Consider the following 12,898-nt stretch of genomic DNA (forward strand, 5'->3'; position numbering starts at 1 on the left):
GTTCGCAGCGAGGCTACTCGCCGCGTACGACTTCGGGCGCTCGTCGCCCCGGCGTGTCGCACCGCGATCAGAAGTAGTCGAGCATGTGCGGCGTCGCGCAGAAGGCCGCGTCGAGCACCGCGTCGGCGGACGCGTCGCCCTCCGCGAGGCCGGACCGGCGCAGGCGGGCCATGGGGACGCCCGCGTAGAGCGCCGCGAGGCCGCGGGCGGACAGCCGGAGGGCGTCCGGTTCATCGTCCGTACGCGTCAGACTCCCGTGACCACCGTCGACGGTCAGCTTCCAGGCACCGGCGTTGCCCGGCAGGGCCTCGTCCGTGATCGTCACGGAGACCTCCGCCGAGAGGCCGGCGGGGAAGCCGCGGGCGTCGATGGCCGCGGGCGCATCGAGCACCCGCAGCATCCACGAGGAGCGGTGCAGGTCCTCCGCGGACCGGTCGCGCAGGAGCCAGAAGAGGGGGTCGTCCGGGGCGACGCAGGCGCGGACGGTCCGGGCCACCGACGAGCCGGATCCGACGAGTGCCCACAGCGCCCGTGCGGTCTCGGCGGATCTCGCCATGCAGCGGTGCACGACGAGCTCCTGGCCGCCCGCGCCCCAGCCGTAGGCGAGGAAGCCGTCCTCGGCGAGGTAGGCGAAGAGGTCCGCGCTGTCCAGCAGATCCCGGAAGAAGTCCTCGCCCCGGTCGATCGGCCCGTTGTCACGCGCATCGGCGTGCAGGCGGCGCAGCAGTGTGACGACGTCGGCGGCGTCGTCGGGGCCGACGCGCCGGATCTTCACCGATCCGGTGCCAAGCGTGCGCAGCGCCTCGGCCGCGAGGGTGACGAAGTGCTGCGCTCCGGCGTGCTCGTAGCCGACGGAGCGATACACCGGCGCGGTTGCCGGGTACAGCGCGGCGAGCGGCAGGCCGTCCATCGCCTCCAGAAGACCCCGGGCCAGGCGCCGCCCGACGCCGCGACCGCGCTCCTCGGGGGCCACGGCCACACTCGCGACGCCGCCCATCGGGACGGCGCGTCCGTGCCACCACTGGTCGAACAGGTGGTAACGGGCGGAGGCGACGAGCCGGTGGCCGTCGTAGACCCCGAACACACGGCCCTGGCGCAGGGCCGGACGGATGGAGCGCAGCCATTGCGCGTGGTCACCCGGCCCGAAGGCACGGACCTTCAGGTCGTAGGCCGCGTTGAGATCCTCGGTCGCCAGGGCTCGGATGTCCACGGACGTACGCTACGGCATCCGCCGGGGCGCCCGCGCGGACGCCGGACGCCCCCATGGCGGACGGGATCAGGCGTCGATCTTCTCCATGATCTCGTCGGAGACGTCGAAGTTGGCGAAGACGTTCTGGACGTCGTCGCTGTCCTCGAGCGCCTCGAGGAGCCGGAAGACCTTCTTCGCCGCGTCCTCGTCGAGGGGCACGCTGACGCTCGGCAGGAAGTTGGCGTCCGCGGACTCGTAGTCGACACCGGCGTCCTGCAGGGCCTTGCGGACCGCGACGAGGTCACCGGCCTCGCAGATCACCTCGAACGACTCGCCGAGGTCGTTGACCTCCTCGGCGCCCGCGTCGAGCACCGCGAGCATGACGTCGTCCTCGGAGGTGCCCTCCTTGGGCACGATGATGACGCCCTTGCGGGTGAACAGGTACGACACCGAGTTCGGGTCGGCCAGCGAACCGCCGTTGCGGGTCAGGGCCGTGCGCACGTCGGAGGCGGCGCGGTTGCGGTTGTCGGTGAGGCACTCGATCAGCACGGCGACGCCGCCGGGGCCGTAGCCCTCGTACATGATCGTCTGCCAGTCGGCGCCGCCGGCCTCCTCACCCGCACCGCGCTTGCGTGCCCGCTCGATGTTGTCGATCGGCACAGAGCTCTTGCGGGCCTTCTGGATGGCGTCGTAGAGCGTCGGGTTGCCGTCCGGGTCGCCTCCACCGGTCCGGGCGGCCACCTCGATGTTCTTGATGAGCTTGGCGAAGAGCTTGCCCCGCTTGGCGTCGAGGGCAGCCTTCTTGTGCTTCGTCGTCGCCCACTTGGAGTGGCCGCTCATTGCGTTCCCTTCACCATGTCGAGGAAGAGCCGGTGGATCCGCACGTCGCCGGTGAGCTCCGGATGGAATGACGTCGCGAGCAAGTGTCCCTGCCGGACCGCAACGATCCTACCGGCGGCGTCGCCCGACTCCGCACGGCCGAGGACCTCCGCGCGCCCGCCGACCGACTCGACCCACGGTGCCCGGATGAAGACCGCGTGGAACGGCGCGTCGAGCCCGGCCACGTGCACGTCGTTCTCGAAGGAGTCGACCTGACGGCCGAAGGCGTTGCGGCGCACGAGCATGTCGATGCCGCCGATGGTCTCCTGCCCCGCAGCGCCGTCGGCGATCCGGTCGGCCAGCATGATCATGCCCGCGCAGGAGCCGTACGCCGGCATGCCCTGCTCGATCCGCTTGCGCAGGGGCTCCAGCAGCTCGAAGGAGCGCGCGAGCCGCCACATGGTGGTGGACTCCCCACCGGGGATCACGAGTGCGTCGACCTGCTCGAGCTCCTCCGGGCGGCGTACGGCCTCCGTCGAGGCGCCGCAGGACTCCAGCGCGCGCCGGTGCTCACGGACGTCTCCCTGCAGTGCGAGCACACCGATCGTCGGGACAGCAGCCACTATTCAGCCCTTCACAATGTGATGTACGGACAATGAGCCTAGTGCCTGTCATAACACCGGCAGCAGGCAGTGATCTTCCCCAGGCCGTGCGCTCCGACGTCCGGGCCGCTGCTGCTACGCCCGCGACGCCTACGGCCGACCCTGTACGCCCGCGACCCCCGGCGGTCCTTACGCCTGGACCACGACGGCCCGCGCCATGCGCCGCAGCTCCGGGGTCAGGTTCCCGACGTCGACGACCACGTCGCTCACGACCGAACAGGCCGGCCCGTCGGGCGAGAAGGACGAGGCGCACAGGCTCTCGGCCGCCCGCAGGGTCGCCTCCGCGGCCCGCAGATCACGGATCTCCGTCTGCGCCCGCGCGACGTCGATCAGATGGCGGCCGTACGACGTCCTCGACAGCTCATCGCCGTGCACCGCGCCGGCCGACCGCAGCGCCAGCCCGGGCTCGTGCAGCATCGCGTAGGCGTGCGTCGCCTCCGTCGCGATCCGGGACGGGCCGAAGCCGACGTGATAGTCGACGCGGTCATGGCCGAACCGGCGCGCGGCCGATCCGGCGAGTCCGAGGTACTCGGTCGTTCGCGCGGCGCGGTCCCCCGCGCTCGCCGCGGCGATGGCGGCCAGCATGAGGCCGCCCCACACCGTCAGGTCGCGGAGCGCGGCCCCGCTCATCGAGGGCTCGGTGCTCTCGGCGATCCACACCGCGTGTTCCTCCGACGCCCGGGCGCGGCCCTCGCGGAGGAGGGTCCACGAGTAGGCGCCGTGAAGCGTCTCCCACTCGAGCTCGTCGCCGCCGCCCTCGGCCGCTCGGATCGCGTTCTCCGTCGCGCGTTCGGCGAGGTCGTACCTGTCGTAGTGCACGAAGAGGCGCGCGGCGAGCTGATGGGCCTCGGCGAGCGGTCCGGCCGCCCTGGCCCCGAGCTCGCCGGACGCGAGGCGGGCCTCACCGATCAGGCCCGGGAGGGCGCCGGCGAGGCGGGTCATGTTCCCCGACCGGTAGTCGCGCCAGGCGGCGTCGACGGCGGCGTTCAGCTCAGCGAGGTCGGGGGCCTCACCCGCGTCATCGGCGTCCACGCCGGGCATCGAGTCGGCCGACACGACCACGTCACGGACGTTCTGGACGTCGTCGCGAGCGGTCCGGTCGTCGTCGCGCTCCTCAGGCCGCCGCCTGCCGAGCAGCCGTGAGACGCCGACGCCCAGCGCGTCGGCGAGTCTCGTGAGCGCCGTGAAACGCGCCGTCTGCCGGTGGCCGTGCTCGAGCTTCTCGATCAGGTCGACGCTCACCCCGGAGTCATCCGCGAGCTCGTGCCGGGTCATGGCGCGCCCGTCGCGGAGCGACCTGAGCCGGTCACCGATGTTGTCAGGCTGGGACACTGTGCTGCACCCCCTGTGCCGCGCTGCGCTCCCCTGCGAAGCTGATTTCAGGCTACGACCGAACTGTCCACGCAGGACATCCTTAAACCGCATATCGACCGGAGAACCACGGGCGTCAAGGACGGTCAGTGAGCGTTTCCGCCCAGCCTGGTCAGCGAACGGATCTTGAACCGGCGGACCGAGAGCTCCAGGGGCAGGAAACCGTCCCTGCCGCGCTCGGTGAGGCCCCGGCCGAGCAGGTGCTCGCGGGCCAGCGCCAGGCCGTACTGCTCGTAGTCGAACGGCAGGGGGACGTCGGGCGCGCCCTCGTCGATCGCCTTCCAGAAGGGCGCCTCCGCCGGGAGCCGCTCGCCGAGGTCGACGACGACGCCGTCCTCCACGGTGACGAACACGTCTCGCTGCGGGCGGTCGCGTTCGTACCACCGGAACCAGCACCCGGACACCACGCTGTGCAGGACCAGCACACCGCAGGTGGCGCCGGGCAACGCCGCCGCGATCTGGTCGGCGAGCCTGCGGGCCTCGTCGTCGACGCCGTAGAGCCGGCGGTCGCACACGATCAGCGCGTCGCCGTACGCGCCGACGAAGAGCTCGTCCTCGTACGGCCAGAGCGCGAAGTCCAGAACCGTGTCGCCGCTCTCGACGATCGCCGACTCCGGGTAGAGGCGCCGCGCCAGGTCGGCGGCGGCGTCCAGGTCCGGGATCAGGCCCTGCCGGAAGGCGCCGGCCGGATCGTCAATGCTCGCGCACGCCAGCGCGATAGACCACGCCATGGGTTTCGTCCCCTCCTGCGGCCGCTGCACCGGTCCGCCCGCGGAAGCGCCACACCGCCGGACCCACGACAGGGTAGCCCGCCCGCGCCGGACTGGGGAGGCCCCGATCGTTCGGGGCCCTCCCCGGGCCGGCCGGTCGACCCGGACGGCGGGGCGAGGTCCTGCCCCTCCTACCAGCCGCGCCCGGCAAGACGGTCGGACTCCGACAGCGTCGAGACATTGATGCCGACCATCGCCTCGCCGAGCCCGCGGGAGACCTTGGCGATGACGTCGGGGTCGTCGTAGAAGGTGGTGGCCTTCACGATCGCCTCCGCGCGCTTGGCCGGGTCACCGGACTTGAAGATGCCCGAGCCGACGAACACGCCCTCGGCGCCCAGCTGCATCATCATCGCGGCGTCCGCCGGGGTGGCGATGCCGCCCGCGGTGAACAGCACGACGGGCAGCTTGCCGGCCGCAGCAACCTCCTTGACCAGCTCGTACGGGGCCTGCAGCTCCTTGGCCGCCACGAAGAGCTCGTCCTCGGGCAGGGCGCCGAGACGCCGGATGTCCTGGCGCAGCCGACGCATGTGGGTCGTGGCGTTGGACACGTCACCGGTGCCGGCCTCGCCCTTGGAGCGGATCATGGCCGCGCCCTCGGTGATGCGGCGGAGCGCCTCGCCGAGGTTGGTGGCGCCGCAGACGAACGGAACGGTGAACGCCCACTTGTCGATGTGGTTCTCATAGTCCGCCGGGGTCAGGACCTCGGACTCGTCGATGTAGTCGACACCGAGCGCCTGCAGGACCTGGGCCTCGACGAAGTGCCCGATGCGCGCCTTGGCCATGACCGGGACCGACACGGCGCTGATGATGCCCTCGATCATGTCCGGGTCGCTCATCCGGGAGACGCCGCCCTCGGCCCGGATGTCGGCGGGCACGCGCTCCAGCGCCATGACCGCGACGGCACCGGCGTCCTCGGCGATCTTCGCCTGATCCGGGGTGACGACATCCATGATCACGCCGCCCTTGAGCATCTCCGCCATGCCCCGCTTGACGCGGGCGGTGCCGGTCTCCGGAGTGGCAGTGGACTGGGCGGGGGTGGCAGTGGACACGGGCTACCTCTTCGGAGAATCGATCACGCTTGTCGCTCTCCATGGTAGTTCGAGGTGGGGACGGGTTTCGCCCGGCCGCCCGCTCCATCGGCCGAGGCCCGGCCGCGCCGGATTCAGGGGGTGACCGGACGGCCCGCGTTGACGAAGAGCACCCACACCTGGCCCGGCGCGAAGGTCATCGGCCGTCCCGACGGGGTGGTGTAGGTGGTCCCCTGGCCCTCGGACGCGCGGGACCAGCGGGCGTCGTAGGCCTTGCCGTCGCGCAGCACCGTCGCGGTGCCGGTGCCCACCGTCCGCACCAGAGGCGTGTAGTTGCCCAGGAAGTCGTGGAACGGCGACCGTGTGGTGCGGACCCGCTGGATCACGATCGTCTGACCGCCCAGCTGCCCGCCCTCCGCGGCGCGGTCCGGTCGGCCGTCCTGCGACGCGAGCCAGCGGTGTTCCTTCGCCGACCAGCGGAACACGAACGACGTCGCCGGGTAGCGCGCGGTGAAGGACGTCGTCGCCGTGCCACCGGGGGGCGCGGTCCCGAACCGGAAGCCGACGTCGCGGGCCTTCGTCGCCGTGGCGGCCTTGGCGAGCAGCCGCTGCGGCGACGCGTAGAGGTTGTACGGCGCCGGGTTGGGCCCGGCCCGCGTGTAGGCGCCGCCCGTGGTGTCCGGAGAGACGTCGATCAGTGAGGCACGGGCGAGGTAGGGCTTCATCTTGCTCTGGACGCCCGAGTAGGCGAAGGCGGGCCGGCCGAACTGCGGCAGGATGTGCAGGTCCGAGATCCGGGCGCTGCGGACCGGCCCCACCTGCGGCGGAAGTGCCGAGGAGAAGACCGCCATGATGCGGGACAGGCCGCCTTCGACCTGCTCGACGTAGATGATGTCGGCCGAGCGCAGGCCGCGCTGCGGCTTGGCGGACCGCGTATTGTCGATCTTCACGGCCAGGACCGGTCCGTTCCTGGCGCCGGGACGTCCGGTGAAGGGGTGGCCCGTCCCCGAGGTGGTCGGTGAAGACGACGCGGACGCCGTCGGGGTGTTCGCGGTCGTCGGCGGTGCCGCGCTGTTCGTCTGACCCGAGCCGGAGCAGGCGGAGAGCGTCACGGCCGTGAGCGCGGCGGCGCTCAGCACGGCGGTGCACGGACCTTTATGTACGTGGAGATCGGACATTACGGTCCTCTCCCGCTGAATCGGAAGTGTCCTAATCGGCGAGCGTAGCCGAGCGGCTCACCGCCGACGGCATCGCCTGCGGAACCCGGCCGGTCGCCCCGGCCGGGTCGGCGTCCGCCGAGGTCTCGCACGGGGCCCTCCACCGCCCGTGAAGCGCGACGGGTCACCCCGGGCCGAACGGCGTCCGCCAAGGTCTCACACGGAGCCCCACCACCCGTGGATCACCACCGGTCACCCCGACCGAACGGCGTCCGCCGAGGTCTCGGGCGGGGCGTCGTCGATCTCGAAGAACTCCGGGAGCGACGCCCGGCCGGCCAGGTGCAGCAGGCGGGGCAGGAGCTTGCGCCGCGCGGCGCGGGTCGCGGTCACCGCGTTGTTGTAGAAGCTGCGCGCGTACGCGACCTTCCGTACGGCGGCGTCCAGCTCCTCCAGCAGCGCCGCGCCGTCCTCGCGGGCGGCGAGGGTGGCGCGGAAGCCCGGCTGCTCGACGACGGCCCGCAGCGCGCGGGACAGGTCGCTCTCGGCGAACTCCCGGTTGTCGGCGTCGGCGATGCGGGCCTCGTGGGCCGCGGCGGCCAGCAGGAGGCTGGTGGCCGGGTCGAGCAGGCGGGACGCGGCCAGTTCCAGCGCGACCGCCGCGCGCCGGACCAGCGCGACGTCGAGGCCGGCCCGCGCGGTCTCCAGGCGTACGTGCAGCCGGTCGATGCGGGTGGCGCGCCAGGAGACGTACACGCCGAGCAGGACGACGACGGCGGTGATCAGTGCGATGTTCAGCGCGGCGTGGTACATCGTCAGATCGCAGTCGTCTCGACGACGGTGGTGTCCCCGGCCACGGTCTCGTACACCCGCAGGACGTCGCGGGCGACCGTCGACCAGTCATAGGCGCGCACGGCGGTCCTCGCCTCCGCCGACAGCTGCTTGCGGCGCGGCGCGTCGTCGAGCAGTTCGGCCGCTGCGGCGGCGAGCGCCCCGGCGTCTCCCACGGGGAACAGCGCCCCGGCCCGGCCGTCGAGCAGCACGCGCCGGAACGCCTCGATGTCGCTGGCGAGGATCGGCGCGCCGGCCGACATGGCCTCGGCCAGCACGATGCCGAAGCTCTCCCCGCCGGTGTTGGGCGCGACGAACACGTCCACCGAGTGCAGCGCCCGCACCTTGTCTGCCTCGCTGACCATGCCGAGGACGACGACCCGGTCGCGCAGGTCCGGGGAGACCCGGGCCAGGACCTCGCCGGTGTCGCCGGGGCCGGCGAGCAGCAGCCGCAGGCGAGGACGCCGGCGCCCCAGGATCTCGAAGGCGGCCAGCAGCACCGGCAGGCCCTTGCGCTGCTCGTCCATGCGGCCGAGGAAGCCGAGCGCGCCGTCGTCTCCGGGCCAGCCGGGCAGCGGCTCGGCCATGGAGTAGCGTTCGGTGGTCACGCCGTTCGGGATCAGCACGGCGTCGCCGCCGAGGTGCTCGACGAGCGTCCTGCGGGCCTTCTCCGACACCGCGATCCGCGCGGTGATCTTCTCCAGGGCGCTCTGCAGGATCGGTCCGGCCGCCGACAGCGCCCGGGAGCGCTCGAACGACGCGTGGAAGGTGCCGACGATCGGCCCGTCGGCGGCCCAGCAGGCCAGCAGTCCGAGCGAGGGCGCGGCGGGCTCGTGCACGTGGAGGACGTCGAACGCGCCCTCCCGGATCCAGCGGCGCACCCGGCCGGCGGACAGGAAGCCGAAGGCCAGCCGTGCCACCGAGCCGTTGTAGGGCACCGGGACGGCGCGCCCGGCGGGAACGACGTACGAGGGAAGCGGGGTGTCCTCGTCTGCGGGCGCGATCACGGACACCTCGTGGCCGAGCGCGAACAGCGTCTCGGCGAGGTCGCGGACGTGCTGCTGCACGCCGCCGGGAACGTCCCACGTGTAGGGGCAGACGATGCCGATCTTCACCGATCGCCCGTCCTTCCCGCCGCCGGCCCGGCCGTATCACTCACTCCGGTTCACCGGAGGTCCTCGACCCAGACCCGCTGGAGCATGTGCCAGTCCTCGGGGTGGGCGGCGATGCCGTCGGCGAAGACGTGCGCGAGGGACTGCGTCATCGCCCGGACCTTGTCGCGCCGCTCTCCCTCGTCGGGCACGCGGATCTCCTCGTGGACGTGGACACCCCACTCGCGTCCTTCGTACCACAGGGTGACCGGGCGGAGGGCCGCGCCCGTCTCGATCGCCAGCGCGGCGGGGCCTGCGGGCATCTTCGCGGTACGGCCGAAGAACTCCACCTCGACACCGTTCGCGGTGAGGTCCCGGTCGGCGACCAGGCACACCAGGCGGGCCTCGCGCAGCCGCGCGGCGAGGGTGCGGAACACGTCGCCGTCGCCGCCGGTGGCCGGGAGCACCTCCATTCCGAGACTCGCCCGGTAGGCGACGAACCGGTCGTACAGCGACTCGGGCCGCAGCCGCTCCATCACCGTCGTGAACGGCACCCCGGACAGCGCGATCCAGGCGCCCGCGTGGTCCCAGTTGCCCATGTGGGGCAGGGCCGCGACGACGCCGCGCCCCTCGTCGAGGTCCTTGCGCAGGTCCTCGATCCCGGTGATGCGCATGCCCGAGAGGATGCGCTCGCGGCTCATCGCGGGGAGCCGGAACGCCTCCAGCCAGTAACGCATGTAGGAGCGCATGCCCTGGCGGCTCAGGTCGCGCAGGGCCTGCTCGGAGATCTCCGGGCCGACGACGCGCCGGAGGTTCTTCTCCAGCTGCCGCACGCCACGGCCGTGCTTCCGCCAGGTGCGCTCGGCGATCAGCATGAAGATCTCGTGCGCGACCGGCTCAGGCATCCGCCGGACCGCCGCCCAGCCCAGCGCGTACGCGGCGTCCGCCGCCTCGTCCCTCACGACGGTTCGCTCACCTCGAGCTGACGGCGCACCGCCACGAAACGCTGCACGACGGTGATCGCGCTGGCCAGGGCGAGCAGCCACAGCCCGACCACCAGGACGTACGGGACGCCGAGCCCGTCCAGGCCGATCGCGACCAGGCTGACGATCAGCCGCTCGCCGCGCTCGGCGATGCCGACGGTCGCGCCGACGCCGATGCCCTCCGCGCGCGCCCTCGCGTACGACACCAGAGCGCCGGACACGAGACAGAACAGGGCGAGCCCGACGATGAGCATGTCCTGGTGGTCGTGGCGCGCGAACCGCAGGATCAGCCCGGAGAAGATCGCCGCGTCGGAGATCCGGTCCATGTTGGAGTCGAGGAAGGCGCCGAACCGGCTCGTCCTCCCCGTGACCCTGGCGACCGCGCCGTCGAACATGTCGAAGAACACGAACACCGTGATCACGACCGTTCCCCAGAAGAACTGGCCCTGCGGGTAGAAGCCGAGCGCACCGCCGACGACTCCGAACGTGCCGATGAGGGTGATCGCGTTCGGTGTGAGACCGGTGCGGGCCAGCGCCCGGCCGACCGGCGTGATGACACGCGAGAGCGCCGGCCGCAACTGGTTGAGCATTGCCATCCTCTGATCGTGTTCTGGCCGCGATTTCATCGCCCTGTGGCCGTAGCCGCACCATCCCCCGGGCGGGCCAATCGTAGTGCGTGGCGTCGGCGCAGGTGGGAACGGCTGATATCAGGCAGGCCTCAACCGGATCCTGGTCACCCCTTGAGATATGAGGCCGGGGCGGTAATTGTGGTGACCACGGGTGTGGCACCCGTCACACCCATTGTCCTTTGGAGGTGGGCACGTGGCGGACAAGAGCGGTCCCCAAACCGCCGGCAGGGCACCAGCGGTCGACCAGCCCGAGAAGATTCGCAACATCGCGCTGGTCGGCCACTCCGGAGCGGGCAAGACGACGCTCGTCGAGGCGCTGCTCACTGCGACCGGTGCGATTCAGCGTCCCGGTCGCGTCGAGGACGGCTCGACGGTCAGCGACTACGACGAGGTCGAGATTCGCCAGCAGCGCTCGGTGAACCTCTCGCTCGCCTCGTTCCTGCACGGCGGGACCAAGGTCAATCTCATCGACACCCCCGGCTACGCCGACTTTGTCGGCGACCTGCGGGCCGGGCTGAGGGCCACCGACGCGGCCCTGTTCGTCGTCTCCGCGGTGGACGGCGTCGACGGCCTCACGCGGATGCTCTGGGAGGAGTGCGCGCTGGTCGGCATGCCGCGCGCCGTCGTCATCACCAAGATCGACCAGCAGCGCGGCGACTTCGACGAGGTCCTCACCGCCTGCCAGGACGCCTTCGGCGAAGGTGTCCTGCCGTGCTACTTCCCCTGCGGGGCCGGGCTGATCGGCCTGCTGACGGGCAGATGCTTCGACTACTCCACCGGTGAGCGCGTCGAGCGCGACCCGGACCCGGAGTTCCTGGACCGTCTCGCGGAGCAGCGCGGCGCCCTCATCGAGGGGATCATTCAGGAGAGCGAGGACGAGACGCTCATGGAGCGCTACGTCTCCGGGGAGCAGATCGATGTGAAGGTCCTGATCGAGGACCTGGAGAAGGCGGTGGCACGCGGCAGCTTCTATCCCGTGCTGGCCACGTCGGTCCCGCACGGGGACCACCCCGGGCCGGTGATCGGCATGCGCGAGCTGCTCGAGGTGATGACCCAGGCGTTCCCCTCGCCGCTGGAGCACGGCATCCCGGCGGTCACGAAGGTCGACGGCTCGCCCGCGGGTGACCCGGCGTGCGATCTGGACGGTCCGCTGGTGGCCGAGGTCGTCAAGACCACCTCCGACCCGTACGTCGGGCGCATCTCCCTGGTCCGGGTGTTCTGCGGCACGCTCCGGCCGGACGAGACGGTGCACGTCTCCGGGCACGGGCTGGCGGACCGCGGTCACGAGGACCATGACGTGGACGAACGCGTCGGCGCGATCACCGCCCCGCTGGGAAAGGTCCAGCGCACCATGTCGTCCTGCATCGCCGGGGACATCTGCGCGGTCGCCAAGCTGACCCACGCCGAGACCGGCGACACCATCTCCTCGAAGGACGCCCCGCTGCTGATGGCGCCCTGGTCGATGCCGGACCCGCTGCTGCCGGCGGCGATCCGCGCCAAGTCGAAGGCCGACGAGGACAAGCTGTCCCAGGCGCTGGCCCGGCTGGTGGCCGAGGATCCGACGCTGCGGCTGGAGAACAACTCCGAGACCCGCCAGCTGGTGCTGTGGAACATGGGCGAGGCCCACGCCGACGTGCTGCTGGACCGGCTGCACAGCCGGTACGGCGTCGAGGTGGAGACCGTGCCGCTGCGCGTGCCGTTGCGGGAGACGTTCGGCGGCACGGCGCAGGGCCTGGGCCGGCACGTCAAGCAGAGCGGCGGGCACGGCCAGTACGGCATCTGCCACATCGACGTCGAGCCGCTGCCGTCGGGCGGGGGATTCGAGTTCATCGACAAGATCGTCGGTGGCGTCGTCCCCCGGCAGTTCATCCCGTCGGTCGAGAAGGGCCTGCGGATGCAGATGGAGCGGGGGGTCATGGCCGGCTATCCGCTCGTCGACGTCCGGGTGACCCTGCACGACGGCAAGGCCCACTCGGTGGACTCCTCCGACATGGCCTTCCAAACGGCCGGGCAGCTCGCGTTGAAGGACGCCGCGTCCAAGACGCAGATCCTGCTGCTGGAGCCCGTCGACGAGGTGTCGGTGCTCGTCGCCGACGACTACGTCGGCGCGGTGATGTCGGACCTGTCGTCCCGGCGCGGGCGGGTGCTCGGCACCGAGACGATCGCCGGCGGTCGTTCGCTGATCAAAGCGGAGGTTCCGCAGCTGGAGATCACGCGGTACGCCATCGACCTGCGGTCGATGTCGCACGGCACCGGCACGTTCAGCCGCTCATTCCTGCGTTATGAGCCGCTGCCGTCGCACCTGGCCGACAAGGTGGTCGCCGAGACGAAGGAGTAGCGCGTCCCCGCCGTGTCACCCGTACGCCACGCC

General features: G+C 71.7%; 12 protein-coding genes. 1 reads left to right on the forward strand and 11 read right to left on the reverse strand.

What is annotated here, in order from left to right; translation table 11 throughout:
* Nucleotides 1-67 precede the first annotated feature (67 nt).
* The 11 genes from NE236_RS41230 to pgsA form a co-directional block, all read right to left on the reverse strand.
* Nucleotides 68-1,210 (reverse strand): GNAT family N-acetyltransferase, encoded by a 1,143-nt coding sequence (locus NE236_RS41230; RefSeq protein ID WP_252847756.1) that lies wholly within the window; start codon nucleotides 1,208-1,210, stop codon nucleotides 68-70.
* 66 nt (nucleotides 1,211-1,276) lie between these two features.
* Nucleotides 1,277-2,029 carry a YebC/PmpR family DNA-binding transcriptional regulator gene (locus NE236_RS41235; protein WP_252847757.1) on the reverse strand — a complete coding sequence of 251 codons (753 nt, stop codon included), beginning with the start codon at nucleotides 2,027-2,029 and terminating at the stop codon, nucleotides 1,277-1,279.
* Nucleotides 2,026-2,631, reverse strand: coding sequence for a pyridoxal 5'-phosphate synthase glutaminase subunit PdxT (gene pdxT / locus NE236_RS41240; RefSeq protein ID WP_252847758.1), 606 nt, complete (start codon nucleotides 2,629-2,631; stop codon nucleotides 2,026-2,028). The genes NE236_RS41235 and pdxT overlap by 4 nt, the downstream gene beginning before the upstream one ends.
* 168 nt (nucleotides 2,632-2,799) lie before the next feature.
* The gene (locus tag NE236_RS41245) at nucleotides 2,800-4,002 is read right to left on the reverse strand and encodes a helix-turn-helix domain-containing protein (RefSeq protein WP_252847759.1); all 1,203 of its coding nucleotides are present in this window, start codon (nucleotides 4,000-4,002) and stop codon (nucleotides 2,800-2,802) included.
* Nucleotides 4,003-4,127: 125 nt separating this feature from the next.
* A complete protein-coding gene (locus NE236_RS41250) occupies nucleotides 4,128-4,772 on the reverse strand; it encodes a DUF6928 family protein (protein WP_252847760.1) in 645 nt (214 codons plus the stop codon).
* Between the two features lie 170 nt (nucleotides 4,773-4,942).
* The gene (pdxS, locus tag NE236_RS41255; protein ID WP_308209219.1) at nucleotides 4,943-5,860 is read right to left on the reverse strand and encodes a pyridoxal 5'-phosphate synthase lyase subunit PdxS; all 918 of its coding nucleotides are present in this window, start codon (nucleotides 5,858-5,860) and stop codon (nucleotides 4,943-4,945) included.
* Between the two features lie 113 nt (nucleotides 5,861-5,973).
* Nucleotides 5,974-6,789: a DUF3048 domain-containing protein gene (locus tag NE236_RS41260; protein WP_252847761.1), complete on the reverse strand. Its 816-nt coding sequence runs from the start codon at nucleotides 6,787-6,789 to the stop codon at nucleotides 5,974-5,976.
* Nucleotides 6,790-7,248: 459 nt separating this feature from the next.
* Nucleotides 7,249-7,806: a LemA family protein gene (locus tag NE236_RS41265; RefSeq protein ID WP_252847762.1), complete on the reverse strand. Its 558-nt coding sequence runs from the start codon at nucleotides 7,804-7,806 to the stop codon at nucleotides 7,249-7,251.
* A 2-nt stretch (nucleotides 7,807-7,808) separates the two neighbouring features.
* Nucleotides 7,809-8,939 carry a glycosyltransferase family 4 protein gene (locus NE236_RS41270; protein WP_252847763.1) on the reverse strand — a complete coding sequence of 377 codons (1,131 nt, stop codon included), beginning with the start codon at nucleotides 8,937-8,939 and terminating at the stop codon, nucleotides 7,809-7,811.
* 50 nt (nucleotides 8,940-8,989) lie between these two features.
* Nucleotides 8,990-9,877, reverse strand: coding sequence for a phosphatidylinositol mannoside acyltransferase (locus NE236_RS41275; protein WP_252847764.1), 888 nt, complete (start codon nucleotides 9,875-9,877; stop codon nucleotides 8,990-8,992).
* Nucleotides 9,874-10,488, reverse strand: coding sequence for a phosphatidylinositol phosphate synthase (gene pgsA, locus NE236_RS41280; protein ID WP_252847770.1), 615 nt, complete (start codon nucleotides 10,486-10,488; stop codon nucleotides 9,874-9,876). The genes NE236_RS41275 and pgsA overlap by 4 nt, the downstream gene beginning before the upstream one ends.
* A 232-nt stretch (nucleotides 10,489-10,720) precedes the next feature.
* Between pgsA and NE236_RS41285 the strand changes: the two genes are divergently transcribed.
* On the forward strand, nucleotides 10,721-12,865 hold the full coding sequence (locus NE236_RS41285; RefSeq protein WP_252847765.1) for an elongation factor G-like protein EF-G2: 2,145 nt from the start codon (nucleotides 10,721-10,723) through the stop codon (nucleotides 12,863-12,865).
* The last annotated feature ends 33 nt before the right edge of the window (nucleotides 12,866-12,898 follow it).

Source organism: Actinoallomurus purpureus, assembly GCF_024055795.1.
In the GTDB taxonomy this organism is placed as follows: Bacteria; Actinomycetota; Actinomycetes; order Streptosporangiales; family Streptosporangiaceae; genus Actinoallomurus; species Actinoallomurus purpureus.

Bases quoted from the DNA above. Each gene is read 5' to 3' on its own strand.
- NE236_RS41235 (WP_252847757.1), bottom strand. From the start codon at position 2,029: ATGAGCGGCCACTCCAAGTGGGCGACGACGAAGCACAAGAAGGCTGCC.
- NE236_RS41250 (WP_252847760.1), bottom strand. From the start codon at position 4,772: ATGGCGTGGTCTATCGCGCTGGCGTGCGCGAGCATTGACGATCCGGCC.
- NE236_RS41265 (WP_252847762.1), bottom strand. From the start codon at position 7,806: ATGTACCACGCCGCGCTGAACATCGCACTGATCACCGCCGTCGTCGTC.
- pgsA (WP_252847770.1), bottom strand. From the start codon at position 10,488: ATGCTCAACCAGTTGCGGCCGGCGCTCTCGCGTGTCATCACGCCGGTC.